Annotated in this window: 20 protein-coding genes; 12 read left to right on the top strand and 8 right to left on the bottom strand. The window is 36.9% G+C overall.

Features of this window, described 5'->3' with window-relative positions; translation table 11 throughout:
- Positions 1-52 precede the first annotated feature (52 nt).
- The gene (locus B4F31_RS14400) at positions 53-553 is read right to left on the bottom strand and encodes a hypothetical protein (RefSeq protein WP_075326873.1); all 501 of its coding nucleotides are present in this window, start codon (positions 551-553) and stop codon (positions 53-55) included.
- Between the two features lie 139 nt (positions 554-692).
- Here B4F31_RS14400 and B4F31_RS14395 point away from each other — a divergent pair, with 139 nt between their 5' ends.
- Positions 693-3,611 (top strand): FAD-binding and (Fe-S)-binding domain-containing protein, encoded by a 2,919-nt coding sequence (locus B4F31_RS14395; protein WP_286761582.1) that lies wholly within the window; start codon positions 693-695, stop codon positions 3,609-3,611.
- Here B4F31_RS14395 and B4F31_RS14390 read toward each other — a convergent pair whose 3' ends face one another.
- Positions 3,612-4,598: a GlxA family transcriptional regulator gene (locus B4F31_RS14390; RefSeq protein WP_075326871.1), complete on the bottom strand. Its 987-nt coding sequence runs from the start codon at positions 4,596-4,598 to the stop codon at positions 3,612-3,614.
- A gap of 177 nt (positions 4,599-4,775) precedes the next feature.
- On the opposite strand from B4F31_RS14390, the gene B4F31_RS14385 reads away from it, so the two are divergent.
- The 8 genes from B4F31_RS14385 (at position 4,776) to B4F31_RS14345 (ending at position 9,453) form a co-directional block, all read left to right on the top strand.
- Positions 4,776-5,156 (top strand): VOC family protein, encoded by a 381-nt coding sequence (locus B4F31_RS14385; RefSeq protein WP_075326870.1) that lies wholly within the window; start codon positions 4,776-4,778, stop codon positions 5,154-5,156.
- Positions 5,157-5,196: 40 nt separating this feature from the next.
- Complete coding sequence (locus B4F31_RS14380; protein ID WP_075326869.1) at positions 5,197-5,559, top strand: nuclear transport factor 2 family protein; 363 nt, start codon at positions 5,197-5,199, stop codon at positions 5,557-5,559.
- A gap of 61 nt (positions 5,560-5,620) precedes the next feature.
- The gene (locus B4F31_RS14375; protein WP_093302757.1) at positions 5,621-6,544 is read left to right on the top strand and encodes a VOC family protein; all 924 of its coding nucleotides are present in this window, start codon (positions 5,621-5,623) and stop codon (positions 6,542-6,544) included.
- Between the two features lie 59 nt (positions 6,545-6,603).
- A complete protein-coding gene (locus tag B4F31_RS14370; RefSeq protein ID WP_093302701.1) occupies positions 6,604-6,990 on the top strand; it encodes a VOC family protein in 387 nt (128 codons plus the stop codon).
- Positions 6,991-7,076: 86 nt separating this feature from the next.
- Entirely contained in the window at positions 7,077-7,940 is an 864-nt protein-coding gene (locus B4F31_RS18090) for an SRPBCC domain-containing protein (RefSeq protein ID WP_083634177.1), read from the top strand.
- 98 nt (positions 7,941-8,038) lie between these two features.
- A complete protein-coding gene (locus tag B4F31_RS14355; RefSeq protein WP_286761581.1) occupies positions 8,039-8,473 on the top strand; it encodes a VOC family protein in 435 nt (144 codons plus the stop codon).
- Between the two features lie 39 nt (positions 8,474-8,512).
- Positions 8,513-9,112: a DinB family protein gene (locus tag B4F31_RS14350; protein ID WP_075326866.1), complete on the top strand. Its 600-nt coding sequence runs from the start codon at positions 8,513-8,515 to the stop codon at positions 9,110-9,112.
- Positions 9,113-9,234: 122 nt separating this feature from the next.
- On the top strand, positions 9,235-9,453 hold the full coding sequence (locus tag B4F31_RS14345) for a hypothetical protein (protein ID WP_075326865.1): 219 nt from the start codon (positions 9,235-9,237) through the stop codon (positions 9,451-9,453).
- Between the two features lie 3 nt (positions 9,454-9,456).
- On the opposite strand, the gene B4F31_RS14340 is transcribed toward B4F31_RS14345, so the two are convergent.
- A complete protein-coding gene (locus B4F31_RS14340) occupies positions 9,457-10,251 on the bottom strand; it encodes a UDP-2,3-diacylglucosamine diphosphatase (protein WP_075327965.1) in 795 nt (264 codons plus the stop codon).
- Between the two features lie 177 nt (positions 10,252-10,428).
- On the opposite strand from B4F31_RS14340, the gene aroC reads away from it, so the two are divergent.
- Positions 10,429-11,493, top strand: a complete 1,065-nt coding sequence (gene aroC / locus B4F31_RS14335) for a chorismate synthase (protein ID WP_286761580.1) — start codon at positions 10,429-10,431, stop codon at positions 11,491-11,493.
- A gap of 28 nt (positions 11,494-11,521) precedes the next feature.
- A complete protein-coding gene (locus B4F31_RS14330) occupies positions 11,522-12,868 on the top strand; it encodes a dicarboxylate/amino acid:cation symporter (protein ID WP_093302698.1) in 1,347 nt (448 codons plus the stop codon).
- On the opposite strand, the gene B4F31_RS14325 is transcribed toward B4F31_RS14330, so the two are convergent.
- Both B4F31_RS14325 and B4F31_RS14320 read right to left on the bottom strand, forming a co-directional pair.
- Entirely contained in the window at positions 12,865-13,278 is a 414-nt protein-coding gene (locus B4F31_RS14325; protein WP_075326862.1) for a thiol-disulfide oxidoreductase DCC family protein, read from the bottom strand. The two genes, B4F31_RS14330 and B4F31_RS14325, sit on opposite strands and share 4 nt — an antisense overlap.
- Before the next feature lies 1 nt (position 13,279).
- Entirely contained in the window at positions 13,280-15,466 is a 2,187-nt protein-coding gene (locus B4F31_RS14320) for an endonuclease MutS2 (RefSeq protein WP_286761579.1), read from the bottom strand.
- 47 nt (positions 15,467-15,513) lie between these two features.
- Between B4F31_RS14320 and B4F31_RS14315 the strand changes: the two genes are divergently transcribed.
- On the top strand, positions 15,514-16,179 hold the full coding sequence (locus B4F31_RS14315) for a uracil-DNA glycosylase (protein WP_075326860.1): 666 nt from the start codon (positions 15,514-15,516) through the stop codon (positions 16,177-16,179).
- A gap of 2 nt (positions 16,180-16,181) precedes the next feature.
- Here the strand turns inward: B4F31_RS14315 and B4F31_RS14310 are convergent, their stop codons facing one another.
- From B4F31_RS14310 to ppk1, 3 genes are read right to left on the bottom strand one after another with little or no spacing between them, the layout of a single operon-like run.
- Entirely contained in the window at positions 16,182-16,757 is a 576-nt protein-coding gene (locus B4F31_RS14310; protein ID WP_075326859.1) for a hypothetical protein, read from the bottom strand.
- Positions 16,758-16,797: 40 nt separating this feature from the next.
- Positions 16,798-17,649, bottom strand: a complete 852-nt coding sequence (locus tag B4F31_RS14305) for a substrate-binding domain-containing protein (RefSeq protein ID WP_075326858.1) — start codon at positions 17,647-17,649, stop codon at positions 16,798-16,800.
- On the bottom strand, positions 17,646-19,700 hold the full coding sequence (gene ppk1, locus B4F31_RS14300) for a polyphosphate kinase 1 (protein ID WP_093302690.1): 2,055 nt from the start codon (positions 19,698-19,700) through the stop codon (positions 17,646-17,648). The genes B4F31_RS14305 and ppk1 overlap by 4 nt, the downstream gene beginning before the upstream one ends.
- Positions 19,701-19,805: the final 105 nt, after the last annotated feature.

Genomic DNA, 19,805 nt, shown 5'->3' with positions numbered 1-19,805 from the left:
AAGGCTACCTTTTCAGACAGCCTCCTTTTTCTTTAACCTTATCTGTTATTATTTAGAATTGGTATCTTACTCCAAGAGCTATATCTGGAGAAAATTCATTCAGTACATTATTATCACTAAAGAATCCAAATTCTGGTCTAAAGTCTAAAGAAAGCAATAACGGGATATCGAAATTGTATTCTATACCTATATCACCTGCAAGGAATAAATAAGTACCGTCATCCTCATCACGAAACTCCCGGTTAGCATCTACCCCTAAGATTCCGGCTCCTGCACCTGCATACCAGTTAAATCCGCCTTCAATGTTCCAAACCCATTGGTACAGTCCGGTAAGTTTAAATGCATCATAATCGCTATTATCACGCCATCCAAGGTCAAATTCTAAACGATTATTATTGGTTCCTACTGCTCTTTGATAAGAAACTTCAGCACCAACACCATCTCCACCACCAAATCTTAGTCCAATGGCATTGTCTGAAATAGTCTGAGCTTCAGCCTGGTTATAAAACGTAGCGCCGATTGTAAAAACGGCAAGTAAAACTAATTTCTTCATAGTTAGCATTTTTAGATTTGTTGGCAAATTTAAATGTTAAAACCGCTCCGAAAACTTCTGGTAAGCCAATCTATTGTTAATATTGTTTAAAAATCTGTTAAGCGCTTTAGGGGAAATTTTCTATTTTTAACCCATAATTATGAAAGAAAAACTTAACCAACTATCCCAGCAAATTGACGGCCAGTTATATGACGATAAATTATGGCGATCAATCTTTGCTACAGATGCTTCCGTTTATCGCGAAATGCCTTTGGCAGTCTGTTATCCAAAAAGTAAAAATGACTTAAAGAAACTTATAAAATTTGCAAAAACAAATAAAACTTCTTTAATCCCAAGAACGGCAGGAACCTCTCTCGCCGGCCAGTGTGTGGGAGATGGCATCGTGGTAGATGTATCAAAGCATTTTACAAAAATCTTAAAAATAGATCCGGAAGCAAAAACCGTAACCTTGCAGCCCGGTGTAATTCGTGACGACCTTAACCGGGTTTTAAATGAATTTGGTTTATTTTTCGGCCCCAATACTTCAACTTCCAATAGGTGTATGGTTGGTGGAATGGTTGGAAATAATTCCAGCGGAACCACTTCTATTAAATACGGTACAACCCGGGAGAAACTGGTTTCTTTAAAAACCATTCTTAGCGATGGGAGTGAAGCCGAATTTAAAGATATTTCTGCAGAAGAATTTCAGGAAAAATTAAAGCTGGAAAACCTGGAAGGTGAGATTTATCGAAATATCCATAAGCACTTATCTTCTGAAGAAAACAAAAAAGAGCTAATTGAGAAATATCCACCTAAAAGTTTACACCGAAGAAATACCGGTTACGCAATAGATGAATTGCTCTATGCTGAAGTTTTTTCTGAAGGTTCTACCGAGCCATTAAACCTGTGTAAATTACTTTGCGGAAGTGAAGGTACTTTGGCTTTTACTACAGAAATAACGCTGAAACTGGACGATTTACAACCTCCGGAAGCCGCTATGATCGCCGCTCATTTTGATAGTATAGAAAGTTGCATGCAAGCCGTGGTACCGGTGATGAAGCATTCGCTGTATACCTGTGAAATGATGGATAAAACCATCCTGGATTGCACCAAACAAAACCTAAAATATAAAGAAAATCGCTTCTTTATTGAAGGCGATCCCAAGGCGATTTTAATGCTGGAAATAAGGGCAAATACCGCTGAAGAAGTCCAGGAACAAAGCCAGCAGGTATTAGAAACCTTAAAAGCATCAAATTTAAGTTATGCTTTTCCGGTTTTAATGGGCGATCAAATAGAGCTGGCAATGGAGCTGAGAAAGGCTGGACTCGGACTTTTAGGAAATATTATCGGCGATAAAAAAGCCGTAGCCTGTATAGAAGATACTGCGGTAGCGATTCCATATTTAGCCGATTATATTGCTGAATTTGCCGAAATAATGAAAAATTACGGCCAGGATGCGGTGTATTACGCGCACGCCGGTGCCGGTGAGATTCATTTACGTCCAATCCTGGATTTAAAGAAATCTGAAGATGTAAAACTCTTTAGAAGTATAACAACCGATGTTGCTAAACTCGTAAAAAAATACAATGGTTCTTTAAGTGGTGAGCACGGTGACGGTAGGGTAAGGGCTGAATTTATTGAAATGATGATTGGCCCTAAAAACTACCAAATTATCAGGGATATTAAATTCACTTTTGATCCCGATAATATTTTTAATCCCGGTAAGATTACCGATACCGCTCCAATGGATACTTCCCTTCGTTATGAAGTAGACAGAAAAGAGCCTGAGATTTCCACTTTAATGGATTTTTCAGAGTCTGAAGGAATTCTAAAACTTGCCGAAAAATGTAACGGGAGTGGAGATTGTAGAAAATCGGCTGAAGCCGGTGGCACAATGTGCCCAAGTTATCGGGCCACAAAAGACGAAAAAGATACTACTCGCGCCCGGGCAAATACTTTACGGGAGTTTTTAACAAATTCAGATAAAAGTAACCGATTTAACCACGAAGAAATAAAGGAGGCCTTTGATCTTTGTATTAGTTGTAAAGGTTGTAAAAGCGAATGCCCTTCCAGTGTTGATGTAGCTGCTTTAAAAGCCGAATTCCAGTACCAATATCAAAAAGAAAACGGGAAAAGCTTAAGAAGTAAGGCATTTGCGAACAATGGCAGAATGAACGGCCTGGCTTCTAAAGCTCACGGAATCGCCAATTTTTTCTTTAAAAATTCTTTCACTTCCAGCATTGCCAAAAAGATGATGGGCGTAGCACCGGAAAGGAATTTACCAATTTTAGCAAAGCGAACTCTGGCTAATTATTATAAGAAAAATAAGATGCGTTTTCAACTTGAAAATCCTATCAAAACAGTATATTTCTTTAATGATGAATTCACCAATTTTCTCGATTCAGAAATAGGAATTGATGCGCTGGAATTATTACATAAACTCAACTATCGGGTAGAATTTGTAAAACACGAAGAAAGTGGCCGTAGCCATATTTCCAAAGGTTTCCTGGAAGAAGCTAAAGAGTTCGCCAATAAAAACATTAGTATATTTAAAGATATCGTTTCTGAAAAAACCCCTTTAATAGGTTTGGAGCCATCGGCTATTTTGACTTTTAGAGATGAATATTTGCGTTTAGCCGATAATAAACCAGAAGCTGAAAAACTGGCAAAAAACTCATTCATCATAGAAGAATTCCTGAAAAAGGAAATCGCACTTGGTAATATAAACCCGGAACAATTTACTTCAGAAGAAAAAAATATTAAAATTCACGGGCATTGCCATCAGAAAGCACTTTCTAATACGGTGGTGACTTTTGATATCCTCAATCTTCCGAAGAACTTTAAAGTGAGTATAATTCCATCAGGTTGCTGTGGCATGGCTGGATCTTTTGGTTACGAAAAAGAACATTACGAAGTGAGTATGAATATTGGTGAACAAACTTTGTTCCCCGCAGTTAGAAAAGCGTCTAAGGAGACAGTGATTTCAGCAAATGGTACAAGTTGTCGCCACCAGATTTTTGATGGAACAAAACGTAACGCACTGCATCCTGTGAGTATTTTAAGGGAAGCTTTGGTTTAATTAAGTGCTCGCCCTTGCGCGATTGTATTTATTTCGGTACTGAACCGGGGAAATCCCGGTTATTTTTTTGAAAGTGTTCCGGAATGCTTTTTCATCAGAATAACCGACTTCAAACATTACTTCTCCCACATTTTCACGGGAAGTTTCCAGGCTACGCTTGGCGGCTTCAACTTTTACGCGTTGTGTGTACTGGCTTATAGTATTATCTGTTGCCTTCTTAAATCGGCGTTCCAGGCTGCGACGGCTAAGAGCGAATTTATTAGCCAGATTATCTACAGTAATCTTTTCCGGAAAATGAGCTTCAATATATTCCTGAACCTTTTTTACGGTTTGATCTTCATGACTTTTTTGACCTTCAAATATTCTAAATGCGGATTGCTCCGCTTTATCCATATCTATCATAAAAGCTTTAGAAGTGAGAATAGCCATTTCACGACCCGCATATTTTTCAACTAAATACAGAAGTAAATTTAAATAAGAATAAGCCCCGCCACTGGTATAAATACCCGAATCTTCAGTCAAAATTTTATCGGCTACCAAATTGGCTTCAGGGTAACGAGATTTAAAATTATCAGCGTGAATCCAATGGGTGGAACATTGTTTTCCGTTTAAAAGCCCCGTTTCTGCCAGGAAGAATGCTGCCACGCATAAACTGGCAATTTCGGTTCCTTCATCATAGCGTTTCTTTAACCAGGGTATAAAATCTTTATTTTTTTCTAAAGCAACTGCCGGTTCATCGTGAATGGCGGGAATAATTATAAGATCGGTTTTAGTGATCTCCCCAATCATTTTTTCGGGTTTAACTGAAAAAAGTCCGTTGGTTTGCTCAGTAGGATTAGAAACGCCTACAAGTTCCACTTCAAAGAGCGGTTTCTTAGCGCGCTGTTCTAAAAAGCCGTTCACCTGATTAAAAATTTGGTGAGAACCAACAATATTTACCAAACTGGTATGGCCCCTGGGAATTAGTATGGAAATATGTTTTTTCATCTGTCTTACTCTTGTATCTAAAACGAATTTATTATTGATTTATTCTGAAAATCAAGGAACTAATTTAATAACTCTAAAACTTTTTTGACGCAAACTCCCCTAAAATTTGGCGTATTTCCCCCAGCTGTTTTTACTAAAAACCCTGTAATTTTATGATAACCAATAAATTAATGTGAAATGTTTAAGTATTCAGCAGTATTTAGCGGCTTTTCGGTAAACGATATAGAGAAAGCAGAAAAGTTTTATAGCAATATCCTGGAGTTTTCAGTGAAGAGTAATGCTATGGGACATATTGAATTAGATATTCCTGATAATAATAACATTATTATCTATCCAAAACCAGATCACCAACCGGCTGTTTTTACCGTATTAAATATACCGGTAGAAAATATTGATGAAGCTGTAAACCACCTGGTTAGAAAAGGAGTTCAGTTTGAACAATATGAAGGAGAAATCGCCACCGATGAAAAAGGAATATGTAGAAGTGATGGAAAAGGTCCAGATATAGCCTGGTTTAAAGACCCAGCTGGAAATATTATCTCGATTTTGAAGGAATGAATTAAAACATAACCTCACAGGTTTTACTAAAAACGAAATTATGACAGAAAAAGAAAAGTTTATCCGGGAGCTTAACGATGCATTTGCGAAAGGAGATGTTCCATATATTCTAAATTGTATGGCTGAAGATATTGTATGGGAAATGATTGGAGGAAACACCAGCCGCGGTAAAGCAGAAATTGAAAAAGAAATGGCTACGATGGAAGATATTGAAATGCTGGAAATGAAGGTTGATAAAATCATTACCCACGGAAAATCTGCTGCCTCAAATGGTACTTTCAGGTTGAAGAAAAACGGTAAAGAAAAGGCATATGGGTTTTGTGACCTCTATGAATTCAACGGATTTAAAAATGCGAAAGTGAAGAAAATGACTTCGTATGTAATTCCGCTGAAGGAAGAATAGTTTTAAAGAAATAGTCTCTGAACTGTTTTAAAATGACCTATAAATTCAAATGATTAGAAAAATGAAAACACAAAAAATTATATCCCATCTGTGGTTCGATAACGAAAAAAATTCGGTAGAGAAAGTGGTGGAGTTCTATAAAACAGTTTTTAAAAACGTTGAAATTAAAAATATTTCCCGCTATGGGAAAGCAGGTCAGGAAATTCATAAGCAAAAACCAGGTAGTGTAATGACTGTGAATTTCTCTATTGAAAATTATGAATTCGTAGGCTTAAATGGCGGAGATTATTTTCAATTAAATCCTTCAGTCTCATTTTTCGTGCTTTGTAATACAGAAAAAGAAATTGAAGATTTTTGGTCTAAATTGAAGGAAAATGGAAAAGTCTTAATGCCCTTAGATAACTATGAATGGAGTCCAAAATATGGATGGGTTGAGGATAAGTTTGGAGTTAACTGGCAATTAATGTTGGAAGAATCTCGAAGCACAAAAGAAAAAATTGTGCCCTCGTTCTTTTTTACCGGTAAAAGCCACGGAAGGGCAGAAGAGGCGATAAATTTCTATACTTCGGTTTTTAAAAATTCACAGATTGAAGGCATCTTAAAATATACCAAAGATGATAAAAACGATTACGCTTTTGGTACGGTTAAACACGCCCAGTTTCAGCTGGAAGGGCAAACTTTTATGGCAATGGATAGCGGGATAGAGAACGATTTTCCATTTAATGAAGCCATTTCATTCATTATTGATTGCCAAACACAGGAAGAAATAGATTATTACTGGAACAAGCTTTCTACAATACCCGAAGCAGAGCAATGTGGGTGGCTAAAAGATAAGTTTGGAATTTCCTGGCAGGTGGTACCATCCACATTACTTAATAAAATGCTGCAGGATCCTGATAATGAAAAAAGAGAACGTGCCGTCGCTTCCTTTATGCAAATGAAGAAATTCAATATTCAGCAATTAAAGAAGGATTTTGAAGGCTAGTAAACTACCTCAAAGTATTTAAATCTCCATTATCGAGTCAAAACTTAAATCTAAAGCTTATGAAGACAAAGCAAATATGGGCAAATTTAGCTGTAAAAGATTTAGAGCGAACAACAAGTTTTTATACCAAATTAGGTTTTAAATCCAATAATTCCCGCCCCTCAAAAGAGCTTACGAGTTTCATGGTGGGAGATAATAATTTTGTGATTCACTTTTTTATAAAAAGTAAACTTAAGACCGCATTAAATGGTGAATTAGCTAATTTAAAGAAGGGAAATGAAATTTTATTCACCCTGGCAGCTTCAAGCACTGAGGAAGTAAACCAGTGGGAAATAGAAGTTAAAAATGCAGGGGGCACCATTGTTTCCAAACCTCATGAATTTGGGGAAGGATATTACGGTTTTGTGTTTTCTGATCCAGACGGTCATAAGTTCAATGTATTTTAAATGGAAGACTTTTAATGATTTAAAAGCTTAAAAAACTAATTCTATAATTCAACGGAACTATTAGCTTAATAATAAAAAATAAAATTATGGAACGAAAAGAATTTACAAGCACAATTAATGCTTCTAGAGAAAAGGTTTGGGAGGCATTATGGAGCGATGAAACCTACTCAAAGTGGACCGCGCCGTTTAGCGAAGGCTCCCGGGCAAAATCTGACTGGGAGGAAGGCAGTAAAGTATATTTCTTAAATGCCGATGGAGAAGGTATGGTGGCATTAATCTATAAACGTAAAGATCCCGAAATTATGAATTTTAAGCATATTGGGATGGTTGATAAAAACGGCAACGAAGATTATGAAAGTGAAAAAGTAAAATCCTGGGCCGGGCTGATGGAAAATTACCGGTTAGAAGATAAAAACGGAAAGACCATTCTCACCGTAACTATGGATTTAAAAGCTGAATACAAGGATTATTTTTTAAAAACCTGGCCCAAAGCATTGGAGAAATTAAAAGAAATAGCTGAAAACGATAGCCAGATGAAAAACCCGATAACAATTTCTGCTATAGTTAATGCTCCTGTTGAAAAGGTTTGGGAGGTATGGAACACACCGGAACATATTGAAAACTGGAATGCGGCTTCAGATGACTGGCATACAACTTCAGCTAAAAATAATTTAAAAAAAGGCGGCAAAATATCTTACCGTATGGAAGCAAAAGACGGTAGTACTGGCTTTGATTTTGAAGGTATTTATAGCGAAGTAAAACCTAACAAATCTCTTAGCTTTAAACTTTCTGATGGGAGGAAAGTCAGTGTAAATTTTAATGAAAAAGATAACAATACTCTTATAGAGGAAAGCTTTGAAGCCGAAAACCAAAACAGTCGCCAAATGCAGCAAGAAGGCTGGCAGGCCATTTTGAATAATTTTAAAAAGTATGCGGAAAATTTAAAATGAAATTACCAGGCTTAGAAATCTTTGTCACCCTGAACTTGTTTCAGGGTCTCATTTGAATTATTATAAAAATAAACTACAATCATTTAAACTACAAAACAATGGCAACACTAAATCCTTATTTGAATTTTAACGGCAATACCGAAGAAGCTTTTAACTTCTATAAATCGGTGTTTAAAAGTGATTTCTCACAGTTGATGCGTTTTACGAATATGCCTCCGGGAGAAGAAGGTGCAGATAAAATTCCGAAGGAATACGAAAATCAAATTCTGCATGTTTCTTTACCATTTGGTGACAGCGTTTTAATGGGATCTGATTGTATTGAAGCATTTGGGCAGAAAGCTGTTTTTGGTAGCAATAATTATATTTCGGTAACTCCCGAAAGTGAAGAAGAAACCCGCCGACTTTTCAAAGAACTTACGGCTGGCGGAGATATAGAAATGCCGCTGGAAGAAATGTTCTGGGGTGATCTTTTTGCGAGTTTTACAGATAAATTCGGAATCAAATGGAATCTGAATTATCCAATAGAAAAATAAAATTTATACCATCAAAAACAATCAATATAAAATTCAATTATGAAAAATTCAATTTTAGGCATCTTGTTTTTAATAGCAGCTTTGCCAATTACAGCACAGCAAAATACAAACAACAATGAGTTTCTTTTAAATTATTTTGAAGAAACTACAGTGAACCTGCAAGACGAAATCTCCGGACTTTCAGAAGAGCAAATGCATTTTAAACCTTCTGAAAATGAATGGTCAATTAGTCAATGTATAGAACACATTATTTTAACTGAAAAAATGCTGTTTGAAATGGCTAAAAGCGAGCTAAAAAAAGCCGAAAATCCGGAACTAAAAGGAGAAGTGAAATTTAAAGACGAAGATTTAATTAAAGGAATAAAAGACAGAAGTAAAAAAGCCCAGGCCACCGATGAACTAACGGGCGATGGGCAGTACAACAATCCTGAAACAGCTATGGCAGCTTTTAATGAACAGCGGCAAATAATCCTGGATTTTATAGAGAAAACGCCGGTAGAAACTTTCAGAAATCATATTAGTGATTCCCCTTTTGGCGCAGTAGATGCCTATCAATCTATGCTATTTATCGCCGGCCATACCGGTAGGCATACGTTACAGATTGAAGAGATAAAATCTTCAGAGGATTTTCCAGAATAGAACTACTTAATTTGTTAACTATAAATTAACCTTAGGTTCTGTAACTTATTAAGGAGACTGCTACTAACTGGAAACTTAAAATAAATTTGTTAAAAAAATCCTTAACCAAAAAATGAACAAAAATGGTTAGAGTATTTAAAACCAATATTACAGATACAGCCCTGGCAGAAGAATTTGTGGATTCTATTCACTTAAATTTCAGCAATTATATAGCGAATTTTGATTTAGAAGATTGTGATAATATCCTGAGAATTGAATCTTTTAATAATGAAATTTGTAGGGAGGCTATTATTAATCTAATTGCTGAAAAAGGTTTTTATGCTGAAGAATTGCCAGACTAATCTTTATTTTATTACGGTTATTGCTGCGAGCAGGCCTTTTTCAGGTTGTTTTTGAAGTTGATGGTAATAAGTGATGTTCCACTTTTTATCTTCATACTCCAGTGCGCTCAGGTTTTCTACCCAATCTCCAGAATTTAAATATAAACACGTACCTTTTTTATTGGTTTTTCTTACGATTTTGGGCTGGTGAATATGGCCGCAAATCACATATTTATAGCCATTTTCTATGGCAAGATCTGAAACGGTTTTTTCAAATGCCGAGATAAATTTCCCGGCATTTTTTACACTGTTTTTTATCTTTTTAGAAAGCGAATATTTGTTTCTTCTCATTTTAACAAGTATTTGGTTGAGTAGACGATTAATGAGAATCAGCACATCGTAACCCCAACCGCCCAATTTAGCGATCCACTTCGCTTTGTGAATTCCAACATCAAATACATCTCCGTGAAAGAACCAGGCTTTTTTGCCATCCAGCTCTAGCACTAATTTATTGGTAATTGTTAAATCACCAAGTTGAGTATCGCTAAATTTTCTAAGGAATTCATCGTGGTTTCCGGTAATATAAATTACCTCGGTTCCAGTGGTACTAAGATCAATGATCTTTTTAATAACTTCAAGATGAGATTTTGGGAAATAACTTTTTCTAAACTGCCAAATATCAATAATATCTCCATTTAACACCAGTTTTTTGGGCTGAATACTCTCCAAATATTCAAGAAGTTCTTTAGCGTGAGCGCCAAATGTGCCTAAATGAATATCTGAAATAACAACTATTTCCGGCTTTCTCTTACTTGTCAAATGCTTGAAATTCTTTTCATTACAAATAACAGAAATTGACAAAATTTAAACCTTTAATCTGCCTTATTGAATATTTATCAAATCATTAAATTCATTTCCATTTGTTAACGGAATATTAAATCAACTTACATTTTCAAATATTGACTGAAAAAATTACATTTGTTCAAAATCAATAAAATGGCAGGAAATTCCTTCGGAAAACTTTTTAAACTAACCACTTTTGGAGAATCCCACGGGCAGGCCATTGGAGGAATTATAGACGGTTGCCCGGCCGGAATAAAGTTGGATCTTGAAAAAATTCAAACTGAACTCAACCGTAGAAAACCCGGTCAATCGGCGATTGTTACTCAACGAAAGGAACCTGATACCGTAGAATTTTATTCGGGAATTTTTGAAGGAGAAACTACTGGAACTCCTATTGGGTTTGTAATTAAAAATGCCAACCAGAAATCTAAAGATTATTCACATATAAAAGACACGTATCGTCCCAGCCACGCCGATTATACGTACGATGAAAAATATGGCGTGCGCGATTATCGCGGCGGCGGAAGATCTTCTGCCCGTGAAACTGCCTGTAGGGTAGTAGCCGGTGCGGTCGCAAAGCAGTTTTTAAAGGATATTCAGTTTAATGCCTATACAGCTTCGGTTGGAAAAATTGAACTGGATAAAAATATCAAAGAACTTGACTTTAGTTTAATTGAAACTAACGCTGTACGTTGTCCAGATCCAGCTTCCGCAGAAAAAATGGAAGATTACATCAAGCAAATTAGAAAAGAAGGGGATACCGTGGGTGGAACCGTGCAATGTGTAATTAGAAATATGCCAAAAGGCCTTGGAGAACCGGTTTTTGATAAACTTCACGCCGAATTGGGAAAAGCTATGCTTTCTATAAATGCCGTAAAAGGTTTTGAATACGGTAGTGGGTTTGAAGGAACTAAAATGAAAGGTAGCGAACATAATGACCTTTTTAATGAAGACGGCTCCACTAAAACCAATTTAAGCGGTGGCATACAGGGTGGTATTTCTAACGGAATGGATATTTATTTTAATGTAGCTTTTAAACCTGTGGCTACAATTATGCAAAAACAGGAAACCATAAATAAACAGGGCGAAAATGTTGAAATGCAGGGAAAGGGAAGACACGATCCTTGTGTAGTACCTCGTGCTGTCCCAATAGTTGAGGCAATGGCCGCCCTGGTAATCGCCGATTATTTACTTCAGAATAAAAGTTCAAAAATTTAATTGATTTAAATCCTGAAATTTACTTAGCATGAAAAAACTTGCACTGCACTGGCAGATTTTACTTGGAATGGCTGCCGGGGTTATTTTTGCCTTAATTCTTACAAATTTTAGCTGGGGATCAGAATTTATTGCAGATTGGATAAAACCTTTTGGGAACATTTTTATCAATGCCTTGAAACTTATTGCAGTGCCGCTTATTTTGGCATCTTTGGTAAAAGGAATTTCCGACCTTAAAGATATTTCGAAGCTTTCAAAAATGGGAGCGCGCACCATAGGGATCTATATTTTCACCACTATTGTAGCGGTAAGCATAGGGCTAGGAATGGTTAACCTTATAAAACCTGGGAACGCAATTACCGCAGAAACCCAGCAAGATCTTATTGCAAGTTATGAGGGAGACGCATCTGGGATTAAAGCCAATGCGGATAAACAAAGGGAATCTGGGCCTTTACAGGCTTTAGAAGATATAGTTCCAGAAAATATTTTTGCAGCTGCAGGAGATAATGCCAATATGCTTCAGGTAATTTTCTTCGCCATTTTCTTTGGAATTGGACTCATTCTTATTCCCGAAAAAACGGCAAAACCGGTAAAAGATTTCTTTGACGGATTCAATGAAGTGATCCTAAAAATGATCGATTTAATTATGCTTACGGCGCCATATGGTGTATTTGCACTTCTTGCCGCCCTGGTGGTAGAATCTCCCAGCACCGATCTTTTTGCAGCACTTGCCATGTACGGAGTAACCGTTTTAATTGGTCTTGCCTTAATGATAGGATTTTATATTCTTTTGGTTTGGGGTGTAACTAAAAATAAACCTTCTTTTTTTGTAAACGGAATTGCTCCGGCACAATTACTGGCATTTTCAACAAGTTCCAGCGCTGCTACTTTACCCGTTACTATGGAGAGGGTAGAGGAACATATGGGCGTGAGCCGGGAGGTTTCCAGTTTTGTACTGCCAATTGGAGCCACTATTAATATGGATGGGACCAGCCTTTACCAGGCCGTCGCTGCAGTTTTTATTGCCCAGGCCTTTGGAATGGACCTTAGTATTGGTACCCAACTGGGAATTATCGCCACTGCTACTTTAGCCTCTATTGGCTCTGCTGCTGTGCCAGGTGCGGGAATGGTGATGCTCGTTATTGTACTGGCCCAGGCCGGTATTCCAGAAGCCGGTTTAGCCCTTATTTTTGCGGTAGACAGACCTTTAGATATGTGTAGAACTATGGTAAATGTTACCGGTGACGCCGCAGTTTCACTAATGGTTGCAAAATCTGTAGACAAGATGGGGCCACCCAATGTAAAAGAATGGAATGATGATTACCACCCTGACAGTGATGTTGATGAAACCGGACTGGAGAAAAAAGAGAAAGCTTAGTCCAGGAATTTAGATTTTAATTCTGGTGTAGGGATCATACAACTTTCTTTTTTACCGTACCATTTATAACGGTTGTTAGCCACAAAATTATAAATGCCATCCCGCAGACTTTCGGGAATAAATAGGAAGTTTTTCAGCAAAGAATAACCGCCGGAAAGTTCTCTGGAAATTTCCAGTGCAGCGGTAGATTTTCGATAATAAGCAACTCCTGGATCAATTAAAACAATAGAATCCAATTCTTCTGGATCCATACCGCGTTCTTCAACCAGTTTTCGACCCATTTCGCTTTGTAAAGAGGCAAATCGAAATACATCTTTTTTATCGTGTTCAATTATAAAAGTAACAGCGCTATTACAGAGGTTGCAAACGCCATCAAAAAGAACAATTTTTTTATCTTTTGGAATTTCCATATTATTTCTTTTCCATTGCCTGCACCAGTTCCAGTTTTTCCACATCAACCTGTGTGGTGAACATTCCGTAGTTTACTGTTGCTTTTCCTTTTTCAATTTTATCTAAAGTTCCTACCGAGCGACTGTCTTCTAATCTCACCCTGTCTCCAATTTTAGGCGGAATCTTAGGCTTATTCGCTTCCTGGCGTTCTTTCTCGGTAGTTTTATCCTTTTCTTCTTTCTTCTTTTTTCTAATTACTTCAACCTTCTTTTTAACTTCCTGCTGAACCTTTTTCTCCTTTTCTTTCTGAATTTTTCGCTGTTTAGCCGACTCTTTTTTACGCTTGGAATTTTCAATTTCTACAAACTTGAGGAATTCGCCAATAAGCTCCTTTTTCTTTTTATTCTGAAAATATTTTTCACTCAGCTCATTTACCTTTTGTCCCATATAAATGAGGCGCTGGTTGCTGTCGTACAACTCCTGGTAGCTTTCCAGCTTTTGCTGGATCCTGGTATTGGTTTCCTCCAGTTTATCTTTTTCAAGAGCTGCCTTTTGTTCCTTAGTTTTTAGAGAATTGGTAGTTTTTTCAAGTTTAGAGCGTTCTTGCTGAAGTTTTGCAATACTCCTGTCAAACCTAATTTTTCCTTTTTCAACTTTTTTTCGGGATCTATTTATCAAACTATAAGGAATACCATTTTTTTGGGCAACTTCAAAAGTAAATGAGCTACCGGCTTCCCCAACCTGAAGCTTATAAATTGGTTCCAGGCTTTTAGAATCAAAAAGCATATTGGCATTGCTCATATTAGGCATTTCGTTGGCCAGCTTTTTTAAATTCGCATAATGCGTGGTTAAAATACCAAAAGATTCTTTTTCGTAAAAAACTTCGAGAAAAGTTTCAGCTAAAGCACCACCGAGTTCTGGATCACTTCCGGTTCCAAATTCATCGATAAGGAAGAGGGTTTTATCGTCACATTTCCGCAGAAAATAATTCATATTCTTGAGGCGGTAGCTATAGGTACTCAAGTGATTTTCTATAGATTGATTATCACCAATATCGGTTAGAATTTTTTCAAACAAGCACATCCTGCTATACTCATGAACAGGTACTAAAATTCCACTTTGTAGCATTAACTGTAATAATCCTACGGTCTTTAAGGTAATACTTTTTCCGCCGGCATTAGGCCCGGAGATTACAATAATTCTGTTGTCTTTTGCTAGTTCAATACTTTGCGGATAGGTTTTATCGCCTTTTTTCTTATTGCTTAAATAGAGTAGTGGGTGGTAAGCATCTTTAAGCTGAAGTTCGCGCTCTTTTGTGATTTTTGGCAGCAACCCATTGGTCATTTCGGCATATTTCGCTTTTGCCGCAATAACATCTATTTCACAAAGCAAATTCTGATAATCTATTAAAAGTGGTTTAAACGGCCTTATTCTATTGGTCAGCTCCTTTAAAATACGTTTAATTTCCTCTTTTTCTTCATACTCAAGATTATTAAGCTCACGAGTATACTGGTAAGTCGCTTCCGGCTGAATATAAACAATACTTCCGGTTTTCGAATTTCCTAAAATTCCGCCTTTAACCTTTCGGCGATGCATTGCCGTAACGGCTAAAACCCTGACGTTTTCAACCACACTTTCTCTAATTTCATCTAAATAACCATAAGAATGATAAGTGGTAAGCGCTTTTGCGAAACTGGAGTTAATTTGACCTTTTACCTGGTTAATTGATCGTCTAATTTGTTGTAAATGCGGCGTGGCATCATCTTTTAACTCGCCAAATTTGTTGATCACCGCGCCAATGCTATCTACAATTTCAGTAGTATATTCTACTTCAGAAGTTGTTTCAAACAAACTCGGGTAATACTCCTCGAATTTTCTAAAAAATTTGATGTGTGTATTTACAGTTTCTGAAAGGCTTGCGATTTTTCTGAAACTTCCAATTTCCAGGATAGAATCTTCAATTTCCAGAGTACGCAATTCATTTTTAATAGCATCAAAGCCGTGATTTGGAATGCGGCTTTCCCGGGTTTTTGAACTTACATACTCATTTGTTTGATGAAGTCCGAAGAGTGTCTTTTTTCCAGTTTTATATGGCTGAAGTTTTAAAGCTTTTTCTTTTCCCGGTCCTGTAATGCATAAATCTGAAATTTGCTGGCAAACAACAGGAAATTCGAGGTCTATAAGGCTTTTTGGTGCAATTTTAATCATAAATAAATTTCCCTACTTTTGAGGTTCTGCAAATTTACTTAATTAAAATGAAGGTAGATATACACCCCAGCTGGAAAAAAGAACTGGCAGAAGAATTTGAAAAAGGTTATTTTAGAAGCCTGACAGAATTTGTAAAAACCGAATATACCGAACATACTTGTTTTCCAAAAGGGAAAGATATTTTCTCGGCTTTTGAACACGCCACTTTTCCCAATACCAAGGTGGTTATTTTAGGTCAGGATCCTTACCACGGGCCGGGACAGGCTAATGGGCTCTGTTTTTCTGTTAACGATGGAATTCAATCTCCGCCATCGCTTCAAAATATTTTTAGGGAGATTAAAGATGATTTGGGTAAACCGGTACCAGATTCCGGAAATTTAGAACGCTGGGCAGATCAGGGTGTCTTATTGCTGAATGCCACATTAACGGTTAGAGCGCACCAGGCAGGTTCTCACCAAAAGAAAGGCTGGGAACAATTTACCGATAGGATTATAGAAATAATTTCTAAGGAAAAAGAAAATGTAGTTTTCTTACTCTGGGGCGGTTATGCAAAAAAGAAAGGAGCCATAATTGACTCCTCTAAACATCTTATATTACCCAGTGGGCATCCATCTCCTTTAAGCGCAAATCGTGGTTACTGGTTTGGTAATAAGCATTTCAGCAAAGCAAATGCTTATCTAAAAGAAAACGGGAAACAGCCAATAGACTGGTAAGCTTAAAATCTAAATCCAAGATTTACGTTAAACTGGCCCACGATAGTTGGAGAGTTTTCGCTAAGTAGATTTCTACCAATTCCTGCACCTAGGTCTAGAAAGAATCCTCCTGTAGAAACGAATTTGCCGCCAACGCCAAAGCCAAGCGCAAAATCTGTGTAATTTTCATATTCGTAATAACCATAGCCGTCTGGTCCCACTACATAATTATCGTCATATTCTCCACTGGAAAGCATTCCGAAACCGTGAACGTAGAAACCACGAGCGTAACGGTCGCCAAAGAAATATTTGTATTTCCCGGTTAGCGAAAAATCTTTATAAAATGCATCGTCTATATTCTCGTTGTCGCGATCTAAAGCTTTTATAAAGCCTTCAATTGCCCAACTGGAATTCTTGTCGATAATGCGTTCGTATGTGAGATCTAAAGCGCCAAAGGCAACGAGGTTAAGCGCACCAATACTTAATTCATTTTGAGTAATATCCCTTTTATCGGGTTCGGTAGTTTGGGTATTTTGCGAGTCTTGCGCGAAAGTAACTGATGAAATAAGTACTAAAAATAGTAGTAATAGTTTTTTCATTAAAGTAAAATTGATGAGTTATGATTGATGATTAATTAGGCTACAAATTATGAATAAATTCGGATGAACGCTGTTTTTTTGAAATTAAGTTTAGTTCCAATAATTTCTCCTGCACTTTTTCTACCTCAGCTTCAGCAATTTGCTCTGCACTCCAATGTGTAATATCAAGCCATTTTTCAATATCTTCAAGGCGCTGATCGTATCTTTCGGCTAATTTTTCGGCGATTTTTGGTAGTTTTTTAAAGCGTTGAGTCTCCCTGTTTAAAATTTCTAACATTGTCTTAAGGCGTTCCGGTTCATTTTTTAAACTCTCATTTCTGGCTGCAATCACAAAGCACGGCCAGGGCGTAGGGCAATCGGCAAGTCTTCTAAAGGTATGGTTATCTACCAGAGGTTTGGTAGTAAAATGCTCCCACATAAAATACTGGGCTTTATCTTCTTTTAGCGCTTCTACAGCTCCATCCAGGTCTTTTACTATTTCAAACTGTAATTCTTCAGGATTCCATTCGTGGTTTTGTGCATTAACATAGGCCATAAGATGTGAACCGCTACCTTTTCTGCTAATTGCCGCTTTTGTGTGTTTAAGTTCTTCAACCGATTTATACTTAGAACCAGCCGCTACGTGAATTCCCCAAACCAAAGGAGAACCTATGTAAGTTTGAATAATCTTACTTTCATTTCCCGAAATTATATCTTTTAAAATTCCTTCAGTTAAAATTACTGCGACATCAATTTCTCCAGATCGTAAGGCTTTGTTCATAGCACCGGTTCCACCTGGAAAATCTTTCCAAATAACATTAATGCCACGCGTTTCAAATAATTTTTCTTCTATACATAAATGCCACGGAAGGTTAAAATGCTCGGGGACTCCACCTACTTTTATAGTTTTCATTTGCTATGTTTTTCTTTTAAATAATTATAGATTTCGTATTGCGATCTCACGGGCTGCTCACCGTTTGTTCTCTTAACATACTCATTTTTCTCATCAGCATCCTGAATTCTCGCTTTTACATTATCGTTTAGCTGAATTTCAAGGATTTCTTTGAATTCCTGTGCTACATCTTTATCCAGAATAGGGGAGAGCACTTCTATTCGGCGGGAAAGGTTACGCGTCATCCAGTCGGCACTACCGTAATAGATCTTTTCATCTCCACCGTTTTCAAAAATATAAATACGCCCGTGTTCTAAATATCTATCTACAATACTGGTAATATAAATATTTTCACTTAAACCTTTAATTCCGGGAGTTAGGCAGGTAAAACCGCGAACCAGCAGTCTTATTTCTACACCGGCATTACTGGCTTTATAAAGTAACTCGATTATTTCGGGATCTTCAAGGCTGTTCATTTTAGCGGTGATTTTTGCCTTTTTTCCTTCCCGGGCGTTATCAATTTCGTTGTAGATAAGTTTAATAAATTCCTGTCGTGTAGAAAATGGAGAGATCAATAAGTTTTTTTCCCGCGGAATAATTAATTCTCCTTCAAGAACTTTAAACAAACGCGATAATTCTTTAGCAATTTGTTTATTTGAAGTAAAAATAGCGTGATCGCAATATATTTCTGAAGTTTCACTATTAAAATTCCCCGTGCCAATATAGGAATAGTTGACTAAATCATCGCCTTCCATACGCTGTACCAGCATTATTTTAGAATGCACTTTGATCTTGGGGTAAGAATAAATTACATTGGCGCCTTTTTCCTCAAATTTTCGGCCCCAAATTATATTATTTTCTTCATCAAACCTGGCTTTGGCTTCTACAAATACCGTAACCTGTTTTCCGTTTTCCAGAGCCTTTAAAAGTAAACTTGTTAATCTTGATTCATCTGCAACGCGGTATAAAGAAATCTTAATAGCGGTTACATCTTTATCTTTTACGGCCTGCTCCAGGAAATTCTCTACATAAGCAAAAGACATATAAGGGAAATGTACTGCCTGGTCTTTCTCTGAAATTGTTTCAAAATAATTTTTTGATCCCGAGAGTACTTTATGCTCTATTGCAGGAAGTTTTTTATAATGAAGATCTGGATTGTTTGTAGGATCGGGGAAAGAAAAGAAATCATTAAAATTATGATATTTCCCCCCAGGCATCATATCAATTTTTCCCAGCTTCAGCAGTTTTCTAATTTTTTTATGAAGAAAATTTGGCATTTCTGCATCATATAATAGTCGTGTTGGCTGCCCATCGGTTCTTTGAGCGAGGGAGTCGTAAATTTTTTCAGCTAAAACACCTTCATAAATATCTTCAATATAAAGCTCGGCATCGCGGGAAAGTTTAATTTCATAAACACCTTCAATCTTATGATCTTTAAAAATAGAACTTACCTGACTTCTAATAATTTCGTCTAAATAAGTTATGGAATTATCTTCGCCGTCGCCTTCAAGATTAACAAATCTTCCGCAGGCATCCACAGGAATATTTACGATCCCAAGTTTTTCTTTATCGGTAAAACTCACCACAAAATATAATTCGGCGTTTTGAAGAAAAAGTTCATTTTCTTCCTCAAGATCAATAACCTCGGGCTTAATATGCGATTTTACCTTTTGCTGAAAATAATTGGATGCAAATTCATTTTGGGCTGTATTAAAATGCTCGGCATCTATAAGAAGAATATCGTTTTTAGCAAGCTCAGGTAAAATTTGTTTTTGGTAAATCTCGCCAAATTTGTGCTGCTGCCGTTTTACTTCCTCCAGGATTTCCTTGGTAGTTTTAGTAGGTTTTAAGGCGAGTTTTTTACGAATGCTTTTCTCCACACGCTTCATTTGGCGAAGCTGCGCAACCCTTACCCTAAAGTATTCATCTAAATTAGAAGAGAAAATAGCTAAAAAACGAATCCGCTCGTAAAGCGGATTGAGTTTATCTTCTGCCTCCTGTAAGACTCTAGCATTAAAGCTCAGCCAGTTAAGGTCACGATGCCTTAATGGAATTTCTTGTGGTTCCTGCATTATTGATTAGTGGTTTGACCAAAAATACAAATAAGGGCAGAGGTTTGCTTTTAATTTTCTGTTAAATGCGCAGGCAGAAAGATTTTAAGACTCCTATAATTTTAT

It is taken from the genome of Salegentibacter sp. UBA1130, from assembly GCF_002311535.1.
Taxonomy (GTDB): Bacteria; Bacteroidota; Bacteroidia; order Flavobacteriales; family Flavobacteriaceae; genus Salegentibacter; species Salegentibacter agarivorans.
This window is presented reverse-complemented; position numbering and strand designations above follow the sequence as displayed.

Bases quoted from the DNA above. Each gene is read 5' to 3' on its own strand.
- B4F31_RS14400 (WP_075326873.1), bottom strand. From the start codon at position 553: ATGAAGAAATTAGTTTTACTTGCCGTTTTTACAATCGGCGCTACGTTT.
- B4F31_RS14395 (WP_286761582.1), top strand. From the start codon at position 693: ATGAAAGAAAAACTTAACCAACTATCCCAGCAAATTGACGGCCAGTTA.
- B4F31_RS14390 (WP_075326871.1), bottom strand. From the start codon at position 4,598: ATGAAAAAACATATTTCCATACTAATTCCCAGGGGCCATACCAGTTTG.
- B4F31_RS14385 (WP_075326870.1), top strand. From the start codon at position 4,776: ATGTTTAAGTATTCAGCAGTATTTAGCGGCTTTTCGGTAAACGATATA.
- B4F31_RS14380 (WP_075326869.1), top strand. From the start codon at position 5,197: ATGACAGAAAAAGAAAAGTTTATCCGGGAGCTTAACGATGCATTTGCG.
- B4F31_RS14375 (WP_093302757.1), top strand. From the start codon at position 5,621: ATGAAAACACAAAAAATTATATCCCATCTGTGGTTCGATAACGAAAAA.
- B4F31_RS14370 (WP_093302701.1), top strand. From the start codon at position 6,604: ATGAAGACAAAGCAAATATGGGCAAATTTAGCTGTAAAAGATTTAGAG.
- B4F31_RS18090 (WP_083634177.1), top strand. From the start codon at position 7,077: ATGGAACGAAAAGAATTTACAAGCACAATTAATGCTTCTAGAGAAAAG.
- B4F31_RS14355 (WP_286761581.1), top strand. From the start codon at position 8,039: ATGGCAACACTAAATCCTTATTTGAATTTTAACGGCAATACCGAAGAA.
- B4F31_RS14350 (WP_075326866.1), top strand. From the start codon at position 8,513: ATGAAAAATTCAATTTTAGGCATCTTGTTTTTAATAGCAGCTTTGCCA.
- B4F31_RS14345 (WP_075326865.1), top strand. From the start codon at position 9,235: ATGGTTAGAGTATTTAAAACCAATATTACAGATACAGCCCTGGCAGAA.
- aroC (WP_286761580.1), top strand. From the start codon at position 10,429: ATGGCAGGAAATTCCTTCGGAAAACTTTTTAAACTAACCACTTTTGGA.
- B4F31_RS14330 (WP_093302698.1), top strand. From the start codon at position 11,522: ATGAAAAAACTTGCACTGCACTGGCAGATTTTACTTGGAATGGCTGCC.
- B4F31_RS14325 (WP_075326862.1), bottom strand. From the start codon at position 13,278: ATGGAAATTCCAAAAGATAAAAAAATTGTTCTTTTTGATGGCGTTTGC.
- B4F31_RS14320 (WP_286761579.1), bottom strand. From the start codon at position 15,466: ATGATTAAAATTGCACCAAAAAGCCTTATAGACCTCGAATTTCCTGTT.
- B4F31_RS14315 (WP_075326860.1), top strand. From the start codon at position 15,514: ATGAAGGTAGATATACACCCCAGCTGGAAAAAAGAACTGGCAGAAGAA.
- B4F31_RS14310 (WP_075326859.1), bottom strand. From the start codon at position 16,757: ATGAAAAAACTATTACTACTATTTTTAGTACTTATTTCATCAGTTACT.
- B4F31_RS14305 (WP_075326858.1), bottom strand. From the start codon at position 17,649: ATGAAAACTATAAAAGTAGGTGGAGTCCCCGAGCATTTTAACCTTCCG.
- ppk1 (WP_093302690.1), bottom strand. From the start codon at position 19,700: ATGCAGGAACCACAAGAAATTCCATTAAGGCATCGTGACCTTAACTGG.